Source organism: Streptomyces griseocarneus (assembly GCF_014655595.1).
In the GTDB taxonomy this organism is placed as follows: Bacteria; Actinomycetota; Actinomycetes; order Streptomycetales; family Streptomycetaceae; genus Streptomyces; species Streptomyces griseocarneus.
Genome location: NZ_BNBL01000001.1, coordinates 1,355,367 through 1,377,416 on the forward strand (window position 1 = coordinate 1,355,367; position 22,050 = coordinate 1,377,416).

The 22,050-nt window shown below is 72.2% G+C and carries 12 protein-coding genes; 9 read left to right on the plus strand and 3 right to left on the minus strand.

The features are described 5' to 3' along the window. Window positions 1-43 precede the first annotated feature (43 nt). Window positions 44-1,333, minus strand: coding sequence for a serine hydrolase domain-containing protein (locus tag IE295_RS05400; RefSeq protein ID WP_190062234.1), 1,290 nt, complete (start codon window positions 1,331-1,333; stop codon window positions 44-46). A 375-nt stretch (window positions 1,334-1,708) separates the two neighbouring features. Between IE295_RS05400 and IE295_RS05405 the strand changes: the two genes are divergently transcribed. The 6 genes from IE295_RS05405 to IE295_RS05430 are packed head-to-tail and all read left to right on the plus strand — an operon-like array spanning window position 1,709 to window position 16,779. Continuing rightward, on the plus strand, window positions 1,709-2,998 hold the full coding sequence (locus IE295_RS05405) for a ComEC/Rec2 family competence protein (protein WP_190062235.1): 1,290 nt from the start codon (window positions 1,709-1,711) through the stop codon (window positions 2,996-2,998). A 20-nt stretch (window positions 2,999-3,018) separates the two neighbouring features. Continuing rightward, window positions 3,019-8,412, plus strand: a complete 5,394-nt coding sequence (locus IE295_RS05410) for a YncE family protein (protein ID WP_190062236.1) — start codon at window positions 3,019-3,021, stop codon at window positions 8,410-8,412. Further along, window positions 8,409-10,997 (plus strand): hypothetical protein, encoded by a 2,589-nt coding sequence (locus IE295_RS05415; protein WP_190062237.1) that lies wholly within the window; start codon window positions 8,409-8,411, stop codon window positions 10,995-10,997. The genes IE295_RS05410 and IE295_RS05415 overlap by 4 nt, the downstream gene beginning before the upstream one ends. Next, a complete protein-coding gene (locus IE295_RS05420) occupies window positions 10,990-14,667 on the plus strand; it encodes a hypothetical protein (protein ID WP_190062238.1) in 3,678 nt (1,225 codons plus the stop codon). The genes IE295_RS05415 and IE295_RS05420 overlap by 8 nt, the downstream gene beginning before the upstream one ends. A 41-nt stretch (window positions 14,668-14,708) precedes the next feature. Further along, complete coding sequence (locus IE295_RS05425) at window positions 14,709-15,656, plus strand: hypothetical protein (RefSeq protein WP_190062239.1); 948 nt, start codon at window positions 14,709-14,711, stop codon at window positions 15,654-15,656. Window position 15,657: 1 nt separating this feature from the next. Beyond that, window positions 15,658-16,779, plus strand: coding sequence for a hypothetical protein (locus IE295_RS05430; RefSeq protein ID WP_190062438.1), 1,122 nt, complete (start codon window positions 15,658-15,660; stop codon window positions 16,777-16,779). Between the two features lie 29 nt (window positions 16,780-16,808). On the opposite strand, the gene IE295_RS05435 is transcribed toward IE295_RS05430, so the two are convergent. Both IE295_RS05435 and IE295_RS05440 read right to left on the minus strand, forming a co-directional pair. Beyond that, the gene (locus IE295_RS05435) at window positions 16,809-17,399 is read right to left on the minus strand and encodes a nitroreductase family protein (protein ID WP_190062240.1); all 591 of its coding nucleotides are present in this window, start codon (window positions 17,397-17,399) and stop codon (window positions 16,809-16,811) included. A gap of 39 nt (window positions 17,400-17,438) precedes the next feature. Continuing rightward, window positions 17,439-18,245, minus strand: coding sequence for a 2OG-Fe(II)-dependent halogenase WelO5 family protein (locus IE295_RS05440; RefSeq protein WP_190062241.1), 807 nt, complete (start codon window positions 18,243-18,245; stop codon window positions 17,439-17,441). Between the two features lie 641 nt (window positions 18,246-18,886). Here IE295_RS05440 and besD point away from each other — a divergent pair. The 3 genes from besD to besB are packed head-to-tail and all read left to right on the plus strand — an operon-like array spanning window position 18,887 to window position 22,006. Further along, window positions 18,887-19,645: an L-lysine 4-chlorinase BesD gene (gene besD, locus IE295_RS05445; RefSeq protein WP_190062242.1), complete on the plus strand. Its 759-nt coding sequence runs from the start codon at window positions 18,887-18,889 to the stop codon at window positions 19,643-19,645. A 40-nt stretch (window positions 19,646-19,685) separates the two neighbouring features. Continuing rightward, on the plus strand, window positions 19,686-20,459 hold the full coding sequence (besC, locus tag IE295_RS05450) for a 4-chloro-allylglycine synthase BesC (protein ID WP_190062243.1): 774 nt from the start codon (window positions 19,686-19,688) through the stop codon (window positions 20,457-20,459). Continuing rightward, window positions 20,456-22,006 (plus strand): L-2-amino-4-chloropent-4-enoate dechlorinase/desaturase BesB, encoded by a 1,551-nt coding sequence (gene besB / locus IE295_RS05455; protein WP_190062244.1) that lies wholly within the window; start codon window positions 20,456-20,458, stop codon window positions 22,004-22,006. The genes besC and besB overlap by 4 nt, the downstream gene beginning before the upstream one ends. The last annotated feature ends 44 nt before the right edge of the window (window positions 22,007-22,050 follow it).

Sequence of the window (22,050 nt, forward strand, 5' to 3'; positions counted from 1 at the left end):
CCACGTGTGCCCCCACGTGTGCCCCTCACGTGTGCCCTCCGCGTCAGCCCGTGGGGCTGCCGCCGGCTGTCGGCCGCGCCTCCTGCGGGACGGGCAGGTCGAACACATGGCCCGGGGTGACGATCTCGGTGATCGCCTTGCCGAAGAGGGTGCTGGGCTCCGTCCGGTTGTGCAGGATGTCGGTGTTGAGCAGGACGACCAGCGTCGCCCGTTCCTCGGGCAGGTAGATCGTCAGTGACTCGTAGCCGGGCAGCGAGCCGTTGTGACCGATCCAGCCCTGGACGTTGAAGATTCCCAGGCCGTACCCGACGCCGGGAATGGGCGTCGGAAGGGTCTTCAGCCGCTCCGCCTGCGTCCGGGGAGTCAGCAGAGCACCGGTGGCGACGACGCGCGCCCAGGTCCGCAGGTCCCGCAAGTCGGAGATCATCGCGCCGGCGGCCCAGGCCCAGGAAGGATTCCAGTCCGTGGCGTCCTCGACGGCACCCGAAGCGGTCTGGTCGGTGTATCCGTGGGCGTGGGGGCTGGGGAACTCGGAACCGGCCGGGAACAGGGTGTGGTGCAGGCCCGCCGGTTCGAGGACCTTCTCGTGGACGAAGTCCTTCAGCGGCCGACCGCCGGCCTTCTCCACGACGAGTCCCAGAAGGATCAGGTTGGTGTTGGAGTATTCGAACTTCTCGCCGGGCTGGAACTGCACCGGATGCCTGAAGGAGTAGTCGAGCAGTTCCTGCGGAGTCATGGGCCGATTCGGATCGGAGGTGAGGGCCTTGTAAAAGCCCTCGTCCTCCGAATAGTTGAACAGTCCGCTGCGCATGTCGGCGAGGTCGCGCAGAGTGATGCGGTCGCCGTTGGGGACGTTGTCGATGTACCGGCCGATCGGATCGTCCAGTTTCACCTTGCCCTCGTCGACCAGCTCGAGCAGGGCGGTCACGGTGAAGGTCTTGGTCTCGCTGCCGATCCGCATGTACAGCCCGGGATCCATGGGCGTTCCGTTCGCCTTGTCGGCGACGCCGAAGGCCCGTACGTAATTCCCCTTGCCGGGCGCCGACAGGCTGACGACGACCCCGGGCACGGAGGTCTCGCGCATCACCTGCTGGATCGCGGTGTCGAGACGCGCGGCGACGGCGGGGCCGAGCTCCGGGAACCCGGGGCCGGGGTCCGAAGGGGAAGCCGGGGGCGCGGAGAAGGCGGCGGAGGTGGTGGAGGCGGCGGAGGAGGCGGTGGAAGAAGCGGAATCCGCGGCGACCGCGCCCGGCGCGGTCACCGGCACCGCCAACAGGCCGGCCGTGGCCAGGCCTATGCATCTCCTGCGCCGACGCGTCTGTGAGCACCCCATGGCAGGCCTCCTGCCGGACGAGGGCAAAGAACCTTCATCAGCGTAGGTCCGCTCTCGGGTTCCCGCACCACGACCTGCGACGTCGTGCCGGTTCCACGGCGACCGCCCCGCCGGAGCCATGAGGTTCAGGACATCATCCGGAACCCCGGTAACCGCCCGTAAACCCGCAAGTAACTATGCGTGGAGCACCGGATACGGCTCTGCGGGCCCCGCTCGCCATGGCCGGATCGATTCCGGGTGGTGCCAGGCGACTTGGCCCGGCCGGGCCGGTGCTGGTGACATGTCCGTGGCGGGTCCACGACAGGCACGGGTGGCGTCCGGGGAGAGTACGCCACTTCACGTGTCCGCACATGCTCCGCCATGACGCCCTTTCCGATGCCCGAACCGCACGGCGACGCCTTTGTCGCCGCCGCGGGACCCCACGAGCGGGTTTGTTCATTCGGGACGGAAGGCGGCGGGATGCCGGTCGAGGTCATCTTCTTCAACGTCGGCCAGGGGGACTGTACGTTCCTGTGGTTCTACGAGGCGCCAGGAGGCGGCAGCGGCCTCTCCAACCCCGCGAGCCGGGTGGGTGTCGGGGCCGCGCTGATCGACTGCGGCTCCCTGCTCGCCACCCCGCACCGCAGCACGGCCGGGCTGCCCGGCACGGACGACGCGCGGATGGTCGGCCACATCAGGCGCGTGATCGCCGACCGGCTCGGCCGTAACGCCGGGGCGAGCAAGGACCGGCTGGAATACCTGTTCCTCAGCCACCCCGACGCGGATCACCACAACAAGCTCGAGGACCTGCTGTGCAATTCCGCAGGGACGCTCGATTTCGGCATCCAGGAAGTCTGGTACACCGGCGACCCGAAGAGCTATCACAAGGGCAAAACCAACAGCTTTCTCTACAAGTTACTCAAGCCCGGTCAGCGGGGCAGCCTGACCAACGGCCCCCACGCCGTGGCGAATGACGCGGAAGCCAAGAATCTCCAGTCGAGCGTCCTGCCCGTCCCTCTCCCAGCGGCGCCGTCCGGGAATCCCCTGCCGGAACTCCTCCTCGTGAGCTCGTCCCTGTATGCAGAGGTCAGTGGCAAGAAGGTGGTGTCGAAGTCCAGAGGGAGCCGCGATTCCACCTGGTCGAACGCGGCCAGCCTCGTGTTCCTGCTCTCCGGACAGCCAGGGGCGTCGGACGGCAAGCGGCAGAAGGTTCTCCTGATGGCCGACGCCGAACGCGGTGTCGAGGAATTCCTGATGATGGGCGACAGGGACGCCAGGTACCAGCGCGACAAGAACATGTGGCTGAAGGCCGGTCACCACGGCAGCGCTCATGCGACCAGCGAGGACTGGGTCAAACACACCACCCCCGACGCGCTGTTCTTCAGCTCCGGCCGCAAGACCTTCGGCGGCACCGGCATGCCGGCCGACGCTCGTCTGAACGCCATCCGCAAAACCCTCGCCGACGAGCACATACCCCAGCCGGCCATCACACCGGCCGGGCCGCACCCCTACGGGTTCTTCCAGCGCGGTGCGACTCCTCCCTTCGTCGTACAGACCACCACCGAGGGATTCTGCACCTCCCTGGCCGAGGCCCCGCCCCCCGCCGGGCGCGAATGGCTCGGTGTCGACTGGCATCTGATCCTGGACGACCCGCAGCCCGGCGACTACCACCTCGAATACGCCTGAGGAGCAGGGAGCAACCTGACATGGCACTGACGGTCGCCGCGCTGGAAGCGGTTCTGGACCAGACACGGGATGCGTTCCGGCTCGACGTGGGCACCCTGGAGCTCGCGGGCTTCGGCGAGCAGTGCGCCACGTACCTGGCCGGTGGAGAACTCGTGGTCACCGGGGTCACCCGGGTCGACAAGCCCGGCCTGCGGGTCGAAGGCCTGGTCACCCTGAAGGGGAAGACGGCGTCGCGCGGCAGCGTGTCGTTCGTCCCGGACGACGCCGGGACCACCGTGGCCGGCGTACGGGTGGACGCCGAGGTGGAGCGGCAGAGCGAGGTGCTCTCCGACGCGGCACGGACGGCCGCCGCGAGCCTCTCGGCGCTGAAGCCGGGCGGTACGCGCCTGGTGTTCGGCGAGGAGCCCGGCCGCGACGGCCGGGTGACCGCCCGCACCGGCCTCGGCGTCGAGCTGGACTTCCCGGGCCCCGACGCCCCCGACAAGCCGTACCTGTGGGGATACGAGCCCGCCGAGGACACCGAGGCGTGGGCGCTGGGCGGCGCCTTCGAGGGCGTGGCCCTCACGGACCTGTCCCGCCTCGCCGACCTGAGCGGTGCGCCGTCCGGCGGAGGCTTCGCGCTGCCCGCCGACGTCAAGGCCGGGCAGCTCTCGCTCACGGAGCTGTCCGTCGCCTTCGCCCCCGGCACCGACGGAGGTGCGGCGAAGCTGCTGTCGATGTGGCTGAAGGTGGAGCTGGCCGCCCAGTGGGCCGTCGCCGGTGACCAGCTCCTGATCAAGGACCTCTACGCCGCGTTCGGCGTCGTCCTGCCGGGGACCAGGCCCTACCTGACCACCGTCCTGGGCGGCGAGGTCGAGCTGGCCCAGGACGTGGTCGTCGACGTCGAGGTGACGCTCCCCGACCGCGAGGTCCTCGCCTCGCTGGGGCGGCCGGTCGCCCTGAAGCCGCTGCTGGAACGGCACTTCCCCGGTCTGCCGGTGCCCGCGCTGACGGTCGCGGACCTCGCCCTGTGGGGCACGGCCGCCCAGGGACAGACCGGGTACGGCCTCGACCTCGAACTCCAGGACGTCTGGCAGCTCGCCGACGGCGTCGAGCTGTCGCAAGTCACCCTGTCGGCCGGCAAGCATGGCAAGGACGTCGCCGCCTCGCTGGACGCCCTGTGGAACCTCGGCGACGCGGTCCTGAACGTCCACGGCGAGTGGGCCACCGGCGCGGGCTGGAAGCTCGCCGCGTCCGCGACGAACGTCAAGCCCGCCGACCTGTTCGCCGGGTTCGGCATCGCGCCGCCGCCGTTGCTCAAGGACGTCACCGTCGAGCGGATCGGGGTGACGTACGACAGCCAGGAAGGAACGTTCCACCTCGATGTGGGCGGCGCGTTCCCGCTCGGCGGGCTGCACGCGGCCCTGACCCTGTCGGTCGACCTGAAACGCACGGGCGGGCAGCCCGGCTACGACCAGACGTACACCGGCTCCCTCACCCTGGAGATCCCCGGGCACGGCGGCGGCGCCCCCCGCACGATGACGTTCGCGCTGGCCGACTCCCAGCACGCCGAGTTCCTCGCCTCCTGGACGGACGCGCAGGGCGTCTCGCCCGCCGACCTGGCCACGCTGCTCGGCGTGGACGCGCCCGCCGAGATGCTGGCGAAGCTGGGCTCGGTCACGTCGGTGAAGCTGCGGTACGCGACCACGGACAAGTCGACCGTGTTCGCCGCCCGCACCGCCGACGGCGGGTCACTGGTCCTCGTGTCACAGCAGGACAAGAGCTCACAGCAGGACAAGAGCGGCGGCCGGGTCTGGGTGGCGCGGGTCGGCATGGCACTGAACGCTGGGCTGTCGCAGGTCCCGCTGCTCGCCGGCCAGATCCCCGCCGACCAGGACGTCGCCGTCCGCGGCCTCGGCGCGCTCGTCTCCTCGCACGACCTCACGGCCGCCCGGATGGGCGAGCTGAACCGGGCGCTGGCCGCCTGCGACGCCGACCAGCCCCCGCTGCCCGCGGACGGGGTGGCCAAGGGCGCCGCGTTCGCCGTCAGCCTGCAGCTGCCGGGCAGGAACGGGCCGACGTCCGTGCTGGTCCGCGGCGGCAGGCAGGGGAGCGGCACCACCGCCACCGGCCCGCGGCAGCTGACCGCCGGCGGAGCCGGGACGGGCGCCGATACGAGCACCGGTGCCGGCGCCACGCCGATGGTGGCGTGGGTGGACGTGCAGCGCTCCGTGGGCCCGCTGCAGCTGCGCAGGGTCGGCGTCGGCTTCGCCGACGGGACGGTGTGGGTGCTCTTCGACGCCTCGCTGGGCATGGCCGGGCTCGTCCTCGGCGTCGAGGGGCTCGGCGTCGGCATCCCGCTGGCCGACCCGACGGACCCGCGGTTCCGGCTGGACGGGCTGAGCGTCGGCTACTCCCGCCCGCCGCTCGCCATCACGGGCGCCCTGGTGAACCGGCCCGAGGACGACACGTACGCGACGCTGGTCGAGGGCGTGCTGGCCGTGTCCGCCGAGAAGTTCGGGCTGACGGCGCTGGGCGCGTACGCGCGGACCAAGGCGGACCCGGACGATCCGTCGATGTTCCTCTTCGGCAGGGCGAGCGGACGGTTCGGCGGACCGCCGCCCGTCGAGATCACCGGGATCATGGCCGGCTTCGGCTTCAACACCTCGCTGCGGCTTCCCGAAGGCGACCAGGTGCTGGAGTTCCCGTTCCTGAAGGACATGACCTCCTCCGGCCCGGACGCCGATCCGATGAAGGTCCTGGGCACGCTGATGGGCGGCGGCTCCGACGCCTGGGTGCGGCCCGCGACCGGGCAGCTGTGGTTCGCGGCGGGACTGCAGTTCAGGGTCTTCGAGTTCATCGAGGGCCAGGCGCTGCTGGCGCTGGAGGTCGGCGACGACTTCGCCGTCGCGGTCCTGGGCACGGCCGAGGCGCGGTTCCCCAGGGGCGCCGGGCTGACGGAGTACGCGCGCGTCCGGCTGGGCCTGTCGGCCAAGTACCGGGCGAGCGAGCAGGTGCTGAAGGTGACGGCGCAGCTCGCGCCCGGCTCGTACCTCATCGACGAGGCCTGCGTGCTGACCGGCGGCTTCGCCCTGTACGTGTGGTTCGACGACGAGCACGCGGGTGACTTCGTGCTGACCCTGGGCGGCTACCACCCCAAGTACGACGTGCCCGCGCACTACCCGAAGGTGCCGCGGCTGGGCTTCTCCTGGCCGGTCACCTCGGAGCTGACGATCAGCGGCGGCTCGTACTTCGCGCTCACGCCGGGGGCGGTCATGGCCGGCGGCGCGCTGGAGGTGAACTACCGCTCCGGCGACCTGCACGCCTGGCTGACCGCGCACGCCGACATGCTCATCGAGTGGGCCCCGTTCCGCTTCGACGTCGAGATCGGCATCAGCATCGGGGTCAGCTACGTGCTCGACCTGTGGCTGGTCCGCGAGACGATCCGCGTCGAGGTCGGCGCGTCGCTGCGGCTGTGGGGGCCGCCGACGGCCGGCGAGGTGACCATCCACCTGTGGTTCATCTCGTTCACCATCGCCTTCGGCGACGGCGACGCCCGGGACGACGGCCCCGCACCCTGGTCCGACGTGGTCAAGCAGCTGCCCGCACGGGAGAACGCCGTCCGGCTGGCACCCATGGACGGGCTGCTGCCGACGCGGGACAAGGACGACGTGTGGGTCGTCGCACCCGGCGTCTTCTCCTTCGCCGTCCGCACCGCCGTCCCCGTCACCACCCTGCGCCTCGCCGCCCCCAAGGACCCCAAGGAGATCGCCGGCAAGACGGTCGACATCCGTCCCCGCCGTGACAAGGGCAAGGACCTGCACTCGGTCCTCACGGTCACCCTGAAGGGGGTCACGGACACCTACGACCTGCGCGACTGGTACGCCGGGGGGACGGCGGAGACCCGCTCGAAGCTGCCCGCCGCGCTGTGGGGCCCGTACGACGGCAAGCTGACCACGGACAGCGCCCGGCGGGTGGACGACCAGCTCGTGGGCGTCGACCTGCGGCTGCCGCCGCCCACCCCGGGCGACTCCCCGGGCCCGATCGCGTCCGGAACCCTCGCCCACGACGACCGCGAGCCGGACGGGACGCTGCCGCTGCGCCCGCCCGTCACCGCCCGGCCGGCCGCGATGCGGCTGACGGCCGAGACCGCCGAGACCGCCGAGACCGCCGAGACCGCCGAGACCGCCGAGACCGCCGAGACCGCCGAGCACGGCGGGGACGGCGGGGACATGGGCGGCGCCACGGGCGGGATGACGGGGAGTTCGGTCGACTGGGCCCGCGACCGGCTGTTCGCCGCGATGGACTACCTGGACGTCAGCCCGGGCACCAACGAACGCCTCGAGGCCGACGACGCGCTGGTGGCCGGCGACATCAAGGCGAAGCTGGCCGACACCATCGGCCACGACCCGATCGCCACCGGCGAGCGGCTGTACGTGGTGGGCAAGGGGAAGACCGTCACCCCGGTCGACGCGCACAGCCTGACCGCCCACGCGCCGTTCACGCTGCACTACGCGGGCCCGAACCACCTCGCCGTCGGCCCCGACGGCCGCCGGCTGTGCGTGGCCGGTTCCGACCAGCACGTCGACGTCGTCGACATCTCCCTCAACCCGCCCCAGGACGCGACCAGCCTGAACCCTCCGGCACCGGTCTGGGTGCCGCAGCTCCCCAAGGGCGCCTCGGTCTCGCCCGACAACAAGTGGGCGTACTTCACCTACGAGCAGCCGGACCAGCTGGTGGTGTTCGACATCAGCGGCGACGTGCCGGTGAAGCACCAGGAGTTCGGCCCCCAGACGAGCCCCGGCGACGTGGTGCCCTCCACCCAGTGGGACGGGACGCGGCAGGTGGTCTACCTGGCCAAGCCCGCCAAGGACGTCGTCACCAAGGTGGAGGTCACCGGCGGGAAGTGGCCGGTGGAACTGGGCGACCTGCCCGCCGGCCCCCGCCCCACCCGCCTCGCCGTGGACCCCAGGGGACGCTGGCTGTACGCCCTCAACGCGGGCAGGTCCACGGTGACGGTCGTCGACGTGAGCGCCGCGAGCGTCATCGCGACCCTGCGCACCGGCACCGACCCGAGCGCCCTGGTCGCCTCGCCCGACGGCAACCGGCTGTACGTGGCCAACGCCACCACCGGCACCGTCTCGGTCTTCGACGTCTCCGGCACCGCGCCGCGGGAGGTGGACGAGCCGGTGTGGGTCGGCCCGGAGCCGGTCGCGCTCGCGGTGTCGTCCGCGGGCGACCGCCTGTTCGTCGCCCGGTCCGAGGCCCGGACGGTCCAGGTCGTGGACACCACGGCCACCCCGCCCGCCCTGCTGCCCGTCACCGTCCCCCTCACCGACGACCCGGTGGCGCTGGCCGTCACCGTCCCGCCGCCGGCCCCGGAAGCACCGGCTGCCCCCAGCGAGACACGAATCACCGAAGGCGGTGCGGCATGAGCCACCCCGAGTCCATCTCAGAGCCCGGCGAGCGGCTGGACGTGCAGTTCCTCGACTCGCTCGTACCGCGGATCACCGCCGGGCGCTACACCCTGACCGTGCACCAGTCCCTCACCCTGGACGGGGAGGCCGCCGACGACGGCTATCTGCCGGGCGAGGCCTCGCCGGTGACCCAGCAGGTGGAGGTGCGGGCGCCGCGCTTCACGGTCGAGCCGGACTGGATCCACGGCGCCTACCCGCCCCCGGGCGCCACCGGCCTGTACTCCGACGTCCTGCCGCACATGACGCTGACCCGGCCGACCCTGCCGTGGGAGCGGGTGGCCGACGAGGAGTCCGCCAAGGCCGGGAAACCGCTGCCGTGGCTCGCAGTGCTCGTCTTCGGCGAGGGCGAACTGCCCGGCGACCCCCACTGCCTCGGACAGACGGACCCCCGGACCGTGGGCGAACTGTCCGTCGAGTCCTCCCGCAGGCCGGAGGACGCCGGCGTCGTCCTGCCCCGCCTCGACCCGGGGGACCCGGTCCCCGCCGAGGACCGCGACCGGGTGACCTGCCGTACGATCCGCGTCCCCCCGGCCGTCTTCCACGCCGTCGCACCCACCAAGGCCGAACTGCCGTACCTCACGCACGTGCGCCGGGTCGACCGGCGGCACCAGGGCGTGACCACGAGCCCGGACCGCATCCAGGTGGGCGACTACGCCGTCGCCGTCGCCAACCGGCTGCCCCGCGCGGCCGGCGGCCGCTACGTCGCCCACCTCGTCTCCCTGGAGGGCTGGCTGCCGTACCTGCCCGACGGGAGCACGGAGACGTACGAGGGGCCCGCGCAGGACCTGCGGCTGGTGTCGCTGTGGTCCTGGGCGTTCGAGACGCTCGCCGACCACGCGCCCGGCTTCGCCGCCCTCACCCAGCACTTCGTCGACGGCCAGGGCGACAAGGGCTCCGCGCTGCTGCTGCGCGTGCCGGTCGGTGACCGGCCGCTGTCCGGCCCCGAGCAGCAGGAGGTCGCCGAACGGCTGCGGGGCGGGTACCTGCCGATCTCGTGCCGCACCGAGTCCGGGCGCGCCACCTTCGGCTGGTACCGGGGACCGTTCATCCCGGACCACGCCCCGCCGCGCACGGAGCGCGACCGCCGCCGCTGCGCCGCGGAGGCGCTGATCCACCTGGAGCAGTACGGCGTCTTCGACGTCAGCCTCGCGACCGCGTTCACCGCCGGCCGGGGCGTCGCGCTGGCCGACCACCAGTTCAGCGCGGCGCTGCTGCGGCTGCGCGGCAAGGTGCGGCAGGTCGCCGCGCAGGCCCTCGAGGCGCCGTCCGAAGCGGTTGTGGCCGCCGCACCCGGCGCCCGGTCGCTCGCGGCGCCGGCACCGGCGCCCGTTCCCGGCGGGGCACGGGCACGGCTCGAACACCTGGTGACGAACGGGCTCGCCGACCACCTCGGAGAGCTCCTGACCGCCCCCCGGCCCCACCCCGTGGCGGCCGCGCCCGGCGCCCCCCGGACCGTGGCCGCACCCGCGCCGCCCGCCGCCGTCACCCCGCTGCCGGCCGCGACCGAGCTGCCCGCGACCGCCGGGCTCACCGTCCGGCGGCTGCGCTCGGACGAGGAGCTGCGGGCCCGGCTGGGTTCGGCCGTCGCCTCCCTGGCCGGCGCGGCCGGGGCCGCGCCGGCCACGGGCGAGGCGAGCCCGGAGGCCGGGCGCCCGGCGACCCCGGCACTCCGGGCCGCGGTCCACGAGGCCCCGGCCGGGCCGGCGGGGCCCGCGGACCCGCCGCGGCCCGACGAGGACCTCACCGCCGTGCGGGACTGGCTGGCCGGGCTCCGCGACCTGGCGGGCGTGCCCTTCGCCCACCTCGTCCCCGACGCCCGGATGCTCCCGCCGGAGAGCCTGCGCTTCTTCCACGTGGACACCGACTGGACGACCACCCTCGTCGAAGGCGCGCTCAGCGTCGGCCTCGCCCACTCCTTCGACCTCGTCGCCGACGACCTGCTGTTCGGCCCGCACGGCAAGGCCCCGCTGCCCGAGCCCGCCGCGCCCGTCACCGGCCTGCTGCTGCGCTCCAAGCTCGTCAGCGGCTGGCCGGGGCTCGAGATCCGCCCGTACCCCAACCCCAGGACCACCGACGGCGAGACGGCCCTGCCGGTCCTGCGTCGCGAGACGCTCGCCGACGACGTCCTGCTCGTCCTCGTCGAGGGCGTACCCGCCCGGGTGGAGATCGCCGAGCCGCAGCAGGGCGTCCACTTCGGCATCGACGAGCCGGACGAGGGCGGCGGCGACGACCCGCTGGACGACGGCATCATCCGCCTCCGGTCGCTCACCGACCCCCTCGGCGCGGAGCTCGAGGGCCGGCGGTTCCCGGACCGGCCCGGTCTGCGCGGCTACCTGCGCTCCCCGGGAGCCGGGATGCCCGACACCGTCCTGCGCGTCGCGCGACTGGCGGACGGCCTGAAGGGCGCCCTCCGCCTGGACCGGCCGCTCACCCCCAGCCAGTTCGCCATCCAGATGATCAACGCGGCCCAGCGCCGCACCTTCACCACCGAACCCGCACGGCACGCCCCCGCCCTCACGACAGGAGACCACCCCCATGGCTGACCGCGACGACACCCTCATCGTCCCGGTGAACGTGGACGCCCTGGTGGTCAACCAGAGCGTCCGCCAGCAGGGCGGCCAGGGCTTCCGGCGCTGGCAGCCCAACTTCCAGCTGCTGCGCCACAACCGGACCCCCGAGCCCGGCCCGTTCACCAACGAACAGCAGTGGAACGCCACCGGCACCGAGGGCGACGGGCCGTACGAGAAGCACGACGGCGTGTACGTGCGCTGGGAACTGCCCCAGGCGCTGCGCCAGGGCGCCGTCCGCACGACGGGCGGGCGCAGCGAATTCCCGCTCGTGCCCAACCGCTGGCTGGTCGTCCGGCGGGTGAAGGACCGGCCGGAGCAGACGGCCGGCTGGGTGGTGGAGAGCGACTTCCTGGACGACGGAGAGGGCACCTCGCCCTTCGTGCACCCCGTCAGGGCCGGCGTGTCCGACCCGTCGGTCACTCCGTACCGCTCGACCATCATCACCACGCGCATCGGCCGCTCCCAGGACATCGGCCCCGCCGGCACCGCATGGAGCGAGCCGGCCGGCGCCGACCGCAAGGAGCTGTTCCTCACCGCCGTCGGGCCCGGTCTGATGACCTTCCACGTCTACCAGCCGTACAACGAGAACGTCTTCTCCCTGCACGACCCGCTGACCGGGATCGACAAGGCGGCCGTCGACTACCAGGTCGTCGGCTGGTACTCGGACCCGGCACAGGAGGAGCTGCGCCGCCGGCTGGGCGAGGACGACACGACGCTCGCCAAGGCGCTGGCCGGCCTCGGCTGGACGGTCCAGGACCTCCCCGAGGGCTGGACCCCCGGCCGTACGGCCTACTGCGGCCGGACCGTCGGCGTGGCGTGGGACCGCCGGGGCAAGGCCCCCGCATCCTCCCGGCCGGAGAAGGAGGACGTCCAGGACAAGGTCGCGGTGGGCAGCAGCGCCAAGGAGGCGCTCGCGGCCCTGATCGGCGCCGGCCGGACCGCCCTGCCCGCCGGTTCCGGCAACGGCGTCGGCCACACCGACGCCGCGCTCCTGCACGCGGTCGCCCACGGCCTGACGGACACCCTCGACGGTCCCGACGGCGCCGTCCGCACGGCCCAGGCCCTGCACAAGGGATGGTTCGAGCAGCTGCCCGGCGGCTACGTATGGCGGCTCGCCGACTCCTCCGACCAGGGCAACGCCTCCGGCACCCCGGCGTCGGTGACCTGGTCGGGCGCCGCCCCCGAACAGGAACGGTGGCTGGCGGAGCTCAACAAGGACCAGGCCGCTCACGACGAGGCGGCGCGCGAACTCGCGGCACTGCAGAAGCGGCTGTACGCGCTGTGGTGGATGCACGGCCTGCCCCTCATCCCGCCGCAGTACACGCGCGAGCGCTTCCGTGCCGAGATCGACCCGTCGAACGCCGGCGGCCTCGCGGCCCTGGTGCGCACCCGGCAGGAAGAGCTGGCCCGGCTCCAGGCCAAGGTCCCGCACGGCGCGAACGAGCAGGAGCTGGCCCGGTCCGTCGCCGAGTACCTCAAGGCCCACCCGCTCCCCAAGGGGTACGAACTCCGCAGGGAGGCGCTCCCGCCCTTCCACCAGCCGACCGACCCGACGGTGGTCCTGGCCGGAGCGAAGAGCCACACCGCGCACACCCCGCTGACGGGCAAGGGCACGATCGCCTGCCGGCTGCCCGGGCAGATCCTCGGCGGCGTCGCCCCCGGCGGTGACCTCCCCGCCCCCTTCGCCGCCCTCAAGGCGGGCGGCCTGCCCCCGGTCGCCGCGGCCCTGCTCGGCGAGTTCGCCTGGCTCCTCGACCCGGCCAACGCCGGCTCGGTCCCGCCCGAGGTCGCCCCCCAGCCGTGGGAACAGCCCTGGAAGCCCCTGCTGTTCCAGTGGCGGGTCCGGCACTGGACCGTCCCCTTCCAGGACGAGACCGGGCCCAACTGGCGGTTCGACGGCAGCCGCTACCGGTGGGAGCGCGGCACCGCCGACGCCCCGGTCGAGGTGACGGGACGGCGCTTCCTGGTGCCGCTGCCGCAGTACGCGCTCAGCGGCGAGCTCGACAAGCAGGCCGCCGACCGCCCCGAGGCCGCCGCGGCGGCGTTCACCGCGGCCGCGGACCGGATCAAGGACCTGGACCTGCTCTCCCAGAGCCTGGACGGGCTCACCGACGCGTTCGCCGGTCGCGACGCCGCCCCCAACCTGAGCCCGCCCGGGGAGATCGGCCGCCTCGTCGGCGACGTCTTCGGTCACCTGCCGAAGGCCGGCCCGCTGCCCGCGCCGTTCGACGGCTGGCAGCCGTCCGGCTTCACCCGGATCCGGGCCGGCCAGTTCGCCCTGAGCAGGCTGAGCGTCGTCGACGAGTTCGGCCGGACCCTCGACGTCCTGCTCCCCGGCGACGGGTCCTACCTGATCCCCGACGTGGCCGACAGCCTGGGCACCAACGGCCGGTACGCCGCGCAGGACGGCCCGCACGAGCGCTTCGTCCAGCTGCCGCCCCGCCTGCTCCAGCCCGCCCGGCTGCGGTTCGACTTCGTCGACGAACACGACGACGACCACCTCGTCGACCTGACCGAGAACACCACCCCGGTGGCCGCGTGGATCATCCCCAACTACGTCGACCGCTCCCTGCTCTGCTACGCGCCCACCGGTGCGCCGCTGGGCGAACTGCGCCTGAAACTGAGTGCCCCCGAGGGTGGGGGACAGGTGACGACCGAGGTGGGCTGGGGCCCGTTGCCCGACTCGCACGTCCACACGCTCGAGGACCTGCGCGCCGACCGGCCGCACCTGTACGCGTTCGCACGGGAGCTGGCCACCCGGGGCCCGGCCGCCTTCACGGACCTGCTGTCCACGGTCGACCAGGCCCTGGCCGGCATCGACCCGGGCAACCCGTACGGCGACGAGGTCCTCGGCGCACTGCTGGGCCGCCCGCTCGCCCTCGTACGCGCCCGCCTCGGCTTCGAGCTCGACGGCCCGCCGGTCGCCGACCCGGGCTGGCAGTACGCCCTGGACTGGAAGGCCCTCACCGACTGGCGCGACCGGATCGCCGGCGGGACCGCACCCGCGGAGATGGACCACCTCAACTACCGGTGGCCCATCCGCCTGGGCAACGCCGGGCAGAAGGGCGACGGGCTGATCGGCTACTTCACCGAGGACGACTACACGACGTTCCACTCGGTGGCGATGCCGGACACGTCCGAGCCCACCGGCTACGTCGACCAGATCGCCGACGCCAACTGGCCGCGCCTGGCGGCGGATTCCACGCACCGCACCCACCTGACGCTGCTCCTCGACCCGCAGGCGGCCGTGCACGCCACGACGGACGTGCTGCCGGTGACGGACCTGGCCCTGCCGTCGCGCTTCACGCGGACGGCGATGGCCGCGATGCGGGTGGCGCTCCGGCTCAGCCCGGTGCTGACCACCACCCGGAAGGTGCCCACCAAGCCGACGGGCTTCGTCAACTCCCTCGCGCTGCCGCACCCCACGTCCCCGCAGGGCGTGTGGGACTGGTCCGAGCTGGTCGTCCCCGACGCGTCCGCAGGGGCCGCCGGCACGTCCGGTGCCGCCGGTGACGGCCCGCCCGCGCCGGAATGGGCGCACCAGCCGATCGTCCAGATCGACCAAACCGCGCGCCTGGACGAGGACGGCCCGGTCGTACGCACCGGCTTCCTGCGCCTGTCCAGCGGATTCAACGCCTCGTGACCCCGCTTCCCGCCCACTCTCCCCTGAAAGGAACAGCCTCCGTGAACGAGTCGGTCAACGACGGCTGTCTGCTCGACTACGCGATCATCAGCGAGCCCTTCCCGCTGTACGCGGCGGCCAGTGACGACACGCCGCCCTCGACGCTGCACATCGTGATCTCCAACGGCGGCGGCACCACCGTCTACTGCCGGGAGATCGTCTTCTCCCTGCCGCACGGCGACCTCGCCCAGAGCCTGGTCGACGCCAACGCCGGGGACGGGGACGGCGGCGCCGACGGCTGGCACGTGGAGAGGATCCAGGAGGGCGCGAATCTCGTCCTGCCGCCCGGCGACTTCGCCCGCTTCGTGGTCACCCCGCCCGCGGACGCGACGCCCCTGGACCGCTCCGGCATCGTCATCACGCTCAAGAACCTGCGCATCAGCAAGAAGCCGGGCACGGCACGGATCGAGATCCGCGAGACCGCCACCGCGAACCAGGGCGACTGGCAGGGCAACCCCCGTTACACCAGCCTCCCCATCACCAAGTTCCCGACGCCGGCCGTGCCCGTACAGCTCGTCAACGACTTCCACGCCGAGCAGTGCGAGGTGGCGGCCGGCGAAGCCGTCCGTCTGACGTGGCGCGGGCCGGAGACCCTCGAGTACAAGGTCCTCCACGGCCCGGGGGCGACGCCCGACGCGGGGTACGACGGCGCGATCAAGGACTTCCAGTGGAAGGGAACCGTCAAGCGTGACACCGTCTTCCACCTGACCTACCCCATCGCCGGGTCCACCCACTACCTCACCACGGCCGTCACGGTCTCCAACCCGACGCTGGACGGACTGCGCGTGGAGGGCGACAAGGGCCTCTACGTACAGAAGAACGCCACCGTCGACGGCGACCTGACCGTCGGCAACGACACCAACATCACCGGCACGCTCGCCGCCACCGCCGACATCACGACCCACGCGCACTTCCTCGACCCCAACGGCATCCCCCTGAAGGGGAACTGACATGGCGGGCAAGGTGACCGTCGGCGGCCGGGTGACCGTCACGGGCGACGTCGCGATCTCCGGTGGCCGCTACACCGTCCTCAACCCGGAGGGCAGCAAGGAGTTCGCGCCCCAGGGCGGCGATCAGCAGCCCTTCGTCGTCCCGGACGGCGTCACGATCCTCAGCCTGCACGTGCGCGGTGGCGTCGGCGCCGGCACCGGTGGGGCGGGCGGCGGCAAGGGCGCCGACATCAAGGCCCTGCTGTACGTGAACCCGGGAGACGGCCTCACGGTGCGGTTCGCCGGCGACGGCGCCTCGGGGGCCTCGGCGCGGGTCCTCCACGGTGACGCCTTGATCGCGGGTGCGGGCAGCGGCGGGGACGCGGGTACGACCGGTGGTCAGGGCGGCGGTGGAGGCCGCGGGGACGACGGCAGACAGGCCAGTTCCAGCGGTGTGGCCGGCGGAGGGTCCGGCGGCTCCGGGGGCGGCGGCGGACAGGGCGGTTCCGGCGGAGACGCGGGCGTGGTGACGGCCGCCGGCGGGACCGTGGCGGGCTCCGCCGGCCGGCAGGGCTCCTCCGGTTCCGCCGGCGGCGGCGGGGACGGCGGAGGGAACGGCTGGGGCTGGGGCGCCTACAACGGAGGCGGCGGAGGCGGCGGCGGGGGCAGGGGAACGCCCTCCGGCGCGGGCTCCGGCGGAGGCGGCGGCAGCCAGGGCGGCAACGGCGGCGGCGACGGAAACGGTCAGCGCGGCGGCTCGCAGGGATCACCCAAGACGTCGGACGACTCCAACCGTGGCGGATACGGCGGTTCGGGCGGTTCCGGAGGCGGTGGCGGCCAGGGCGGCCGGGGCGGCGCGAGCGGAAGCGGCGCGGCGCGGGGAGGCGACGGGAGTGCGGGCACGGCCGGCTTCGGAGGCGGCGGAGGCGGGGGCGCCGGCTCGGGCCAAGGCGCCCTGGGCGTCTACGCCGGCGGTGGTGGCGGAGGCGGCGGCGGTGGCGGCGCCGGTGGCCAGGGAGGCCAGGGAGGCCAGGGCGGCGACAGCTTCTTCGACGCCAAGAAGGCCACGCTGACGTACGCCGCCGCCGACAACGCCGGAGCGGCGGGCGTCACCATCACCTGGGGCAATTACACGTTCCCCTGACAGCCCCCGCCTGGACGGGAAGTCGTCGCTCATTCGGCGCTGACGGCTTCCCGGATGCCGTGCGCCGGCCGCGCGGCGGTCGCGGCCTCGAAGACGGAGACCCGGTCCGAGACGTCGGGAAGCGGCCTGCGTTGCCGGGGGCCTTCCGGGGGCGTGCCGATGTCGAGGGAACCCAGCAGTCGTTCCCCTTCCTCCATCCGCAGCAGGCCGTGGAGGCCGGGGCTGGTGCACAGCCGGCCGGTGCGCCAGATGCTGCCGTATCCCAGGGCGTGCAGCAGCATCATCAGGGCGTGCGTCATGGAGCAACTGGCGGCGAGCTGCTCCCATTCGGGGATCCTGTGCCCCGGGAGGGGGGAGAAGACCAGGAGTGCCCGCAGCGGCGGCTCCGGGAGGCCGCGCGCGTTCTTCCCGGCGGGGCGCGGTCCGCTCGGGGCCACCGTGCGGTCCAGAGCGGCGCGCGCTTCGCCGCGTACGAGTATCCAGCGCCAGGGGCGCAGCCTTCCGTGATCGGGCGCTGTGGCCGCGCCGCGCAGGAGGTAGTGGAACTCCCCGTCACTGGGCGCGGGGTCGGTGAGTACCTTCTCGCTCCTGCGGGTGACGATCGCGGTCATGACGTCCATGAATCCTCGGTTCCTTCCGGGTCGTGTGGCGGGGCGGACTCAGGACCAGGCGACCAGGTCCCCCGCCGGGGTGAGGCCGAGGAAGAACGTCACGGTGATCCGCCGCTGTCTCTCGTGGCCCTGGCCGTTGGGCAGCACGCGGTGGTAGTGGTTCGGGTTGAACAGCAGCGCGTCACCGGGGCCGGGGGCGATGGTGACCTGCCGGCAGCCGTCCACCACGCGGGGGTCGTACCCGTACCGCTGACGGTGGGTGTCGTCGGACGCCTCCCAGCGGTGCTGCCACAGCCTCGTCCCACCACCCTCGTCCGGCACCACCAGATAGGCGTTGTAGGTGAGCTGGGAGACGATCTCCTGGTCGAAGAGGCCGCCGGGGTATTCGAGGTGGATGTCGTCGTAGTGCAGGAGCGTGCCCGAGTTGATCTCGCGCATCATCCCCACGAAGGCGGGTCGCCCGCCGATGGTGGCGGTGGTCACCTTCGTACCCCAGGCGGTGCCGAGCACGTCCAGCGACACCTGGGCCGGATCCGGGTCCATTCCGGCCTCCCGCCACATCCGCTCCGAGGCCTCGGCATCCTGCCAGTAGGGATCCGCTCTGAGGGCCCCCTGGGGAGTCCGGTAGTCGTTGAGGGCCGGCCCGAACCTCGTCATGGCGACCCTGACCGGGTAGTAGTCGACCGTGGGCAGACGGTGCAGCGCGGCCGTCATGGTCTCGAGGGCCGCCCGGTCGAAGAAGCCGGGGACGCGGGCCGCGGCGAGCCTGCCCGCGGCGACGTCGGCAATGTGCTGCCGGGAGAAGGAGGGAACGTCCACGGCGGAGAAACTCGGGCCGAGCGCGGTGCTGGGCATCGTGCCTCCAGATCCGATGTCAGGACTGGGTGTGGGGTCTCGGGTCTCGGGTCTCGGGACGAGCAAGGCAGAGCGGCGTCTTCGCCCACGAGGATGCACGGGCTCCTGAATGCCGGCGGCCCATCGGGTGCCGGCGGAACGACGGCCGGCGCCTTTCCATAGGGGGGCAAGGCCGGTGCCTGGCCCACCACTTTGTGCCCCGGTGCATAGTGACGCGATGAGGGCCCGTGCGGCAACGGGGTCTTCGATAGGACGAATTTGCCGAACAGTCGAGGGGTGGCATCGGCCGTCATGCGATTCGCGCCACATCGATCGCACCGTGCCGTGGTGAGCCGGCCGGAAGATCCGTCACGTCGTCCCCCGGGCGCCCGCCTGCCCGTATTCCCGGCAGCCGATCACCCACGCTTTTCGGGCCCGATGCCTGTCGCGCACCGTCGGCCGACCCTGGAATACGCCGGGCCGGTCCGCTCGGTTGACCGGAATTGACGCCTTCACATGACGGCCTGGTTGATCAGGGCCAGGGGACGCACCTACGGTCCTGGGGGTGCGTTCCAGGAGGCACTGCCTCCGATATGCCTCTGATCTTCCTCTGATCATTTCAGCCGATCCCGCATTCACCAGTCGAGCATCGGAGACCCTTCGTGAGCGGTAACGGGCTTGGATCGAAGAACGTCCGCACCTCCCTGGAAAATGACGAAATCCGTCGGATGTCGCACCATTACCACCGGTACGGCATCGTCACCGTGACCGATCTGATCGAAGCGCACACGCGTCAGGTCGTACGGACCGAAGCGGAACGCCTCCTCCAGCAGCACGCCGAGCGACGCGATCTCCGCCTCGAGACCACTGGTTTCACCCGCCGCTCGATGTCCGTGGTGCCCAGCGAGGTGATCGCGGCCAACAGCGAACTGGTGACGTCGATCTACTCGAACCCCGGCCTGCTGGACGCCCTCGAAGCCATCGCCGGCGAGAAGATCCACCCCTGCCCCAAGGCCGACGAGGAGTTCCTGATAACCCGCCAGGAGCAGCGCGGCGACACCCACGGATGGCACTGGGGCGACTTCAGCTTCGCCCTCATCTGGGTGCTCCTGGCACCGCCGATCGACGTCGGTGGCCTGCTCCAGTGCGTGCCCCACACCGAGTGGGACAAGTCGGCGCCGCGGATCAACAGCTACCTCGCCGAAAACCCCATCAACACGTATTACTTCGCCTCGGGGGACGTGTACTTCCTGCGGACCGACACCACGCTGCACCGGACGATTCCGCTGCGTGAGGACGCCACCCGCATCATCCTGAACATGACGTGGGCGGGTGACCGGGACCTCAAGCGCGATTTGAACGCGGACGACCGGTGGTGGGACAACGCCGATGTCTCGGCGGCGTCCGCCATCAAGAAGTGACAGAACCGACGCCGGATTTCGTCCGCGAAGAGAGACGACCATGACCGAGCTGAACACTCCGGACGCCACCACCACGGCCGTATGGGACCACTTCGACAACGTCGAGCCGGGAATCCGCCGGCGGATTGCCGTCGAGGACCCGGCGATCAAGGAATACCTGGACGGCATGCTCGCCCGCATCGCCGGGCACCGCGGCGTCGAGCACCCGTACCTGAACGCCTACCGCACCACCCGGCTCACCCCCGGGCAGGAACGCCTCATGTACAGCGAGTGCTACTACTTCTTCCGCCATCTCCCCTTCTACATCACCGGGATGGCGATGAAGACCCGGGACGAGATGATCCTCCGGGAGATCATCCTGAACGTGGCCGACGAGGTCGGCGGCGAGCGGACGCACTCCACCCTCTTCGCCGATTTCCTCGCCCGGATCGGAATCGATCAGGAACACCTCGATCATTACGAGCCGCTCGAGGTCACCAAGCGCCTGAACGACGGGATCCGGATCCTCTACACCGAATCCTCGATCCACAAGGCCCTCGGCGCGCTGTACGCCGACGAGACCATGTCGTCCATCATGGTCTCGAAGATCAATGACGGGCTGGCCCACCAGGGCTACGACAAGGACCTGCGCCACTTCTGGCAACTGCACATCGACGTCGAGGTGGGGCACAGCAACTCCGTCTTCAACGCGATCGCCCCCTACGTGGGATCGCCGGAAACCCGGGCGGAATTCGAGGAGGGCGCCTTCGCGTTCCTCGAGCTCGTGGAGCACTACTGGGACGGCGTGCAGCGGCTCGTGGGCCTCGAGGCATGACCCTCGAGGCATCCGGGGAGACCGGGGACATCGGGCCGGCCTTCGGCCTGCGGCACATCGCCGCCGGCCGGCCCGTCCCCGGCTCCATCCACTCGGTGTCCGTCTCGATCCCCGACATCGCGGCCGTCATCGGCTACGAGTCGGGCGACGCGGCCACCCGCAGCCGCATCTCCTGGGGCTACCCGCGCTTCCGCACCCATCCGTACGTGACACAGGTGGCGGGACTCGTCGCCCCGGGCGGCACCGGGACGGACGAGAGCCTCGTCCTGACCTGCTCGGCACGGGCCGCGCGGGCCGCCGCGGCGTACGCCGGTCTCTCCCCGGGAGCCGCGTTCGAGAAACAGGGCCTGCACGGGCTGCGGTTCCCCGTCGAGGGCCCCTCGGCCGCCCGGGTCCGCGCGTACGTCCAGCACACCGGCAGCCACCTGTCCTCGCGCGAGGCGGAGGACGTCCTGCTGGATGCCGGTCTGATCGACAGCCGGCAGGCCGAGGCGACGGTGGACGAGGCGCCCGCGGAAACCGTCAGGGCGGTGCTCGCCGACGCCTACGGCGTGCGCGACACGGCGGACGTGTCGCTGCACACCAGCGGCATGAACGCCGTGTCGGCGGCCATCGCCGCGGTGTCCGCGATCCAGCGGGAGAACGGCCGGCGCAGGTGGCTCCAGCTCGGCTGGATCTTCTTCGACACCATGAGCCTGCTGGAGCGGCGCGTCATCGACGTCGAACACACCACGATCGGCGACCCGTTCGACCTGGCGGAGATCGCGCGCGTCGCCGACGCGCACGCGGGGGAGCTCGCGGGCATCATCGCGGAGGTTCCCAGCAACCCGAGCCTGCACGTCCCGGACATCCCCGCCCTGCGGGAGATCGCCGCCCGGGCCGGCTGCGCGCTGGTGGTCGACGCGACGATCGCCACCCCCTACAACGTCGACGTGCTTCCCCACGCCGACGTGGTCTGCGAGAGCCTCACCAAGTACGCCACGGGATCGGCCGACGTCCTGATGGGCGCGGTCGTGGTCAACCCGGACTCCTCCTTCGGAGCGGACCTCCGCGACGAGCTCCGTCGCCACGGCGACGAGCCGTACCACCGCGACGCGGCACGCGTGGCGGCTCGCATCCGCGGCTATGCGGACCGCATGGACCGGGTGAACTCCAATGCCCTGGCCCTCGCCGCCTGTCTCGAACGCCACGACAGGGTCGTGCGGGGCGTCAGCTGGGCGTATGACGCCGGTTCGCACCGCAACTACCGCAAGGTCGAACGCCGGCCCGACGTGCCGGGGGGCCTGCTCATGGTGGACCTCAGGGTCCCGATCGAGCAGGTGTACGACCGTCTCGCGGTCGCCAAGGGCCCGAGCTTCGGCGCCGAGTTCACCATGGTGTCGCCACAGATCTTCATCGCGCACTCCGACCTGCTCGCGACACCGGAGGGCCGTGCCACCCTGCGCGCCAGGGGGCTGCACCGGGACATGCTGCGGATCTCCGTGGGCACGGAGGATCCGGAGCGCATCGTGGAGACCTTCGAGCAGGCCCTGCGCCCGCCTGAGTGACATGTACGGCGCCCGGCCGCGCAAGGCCGGGCGCCGTAATCCTC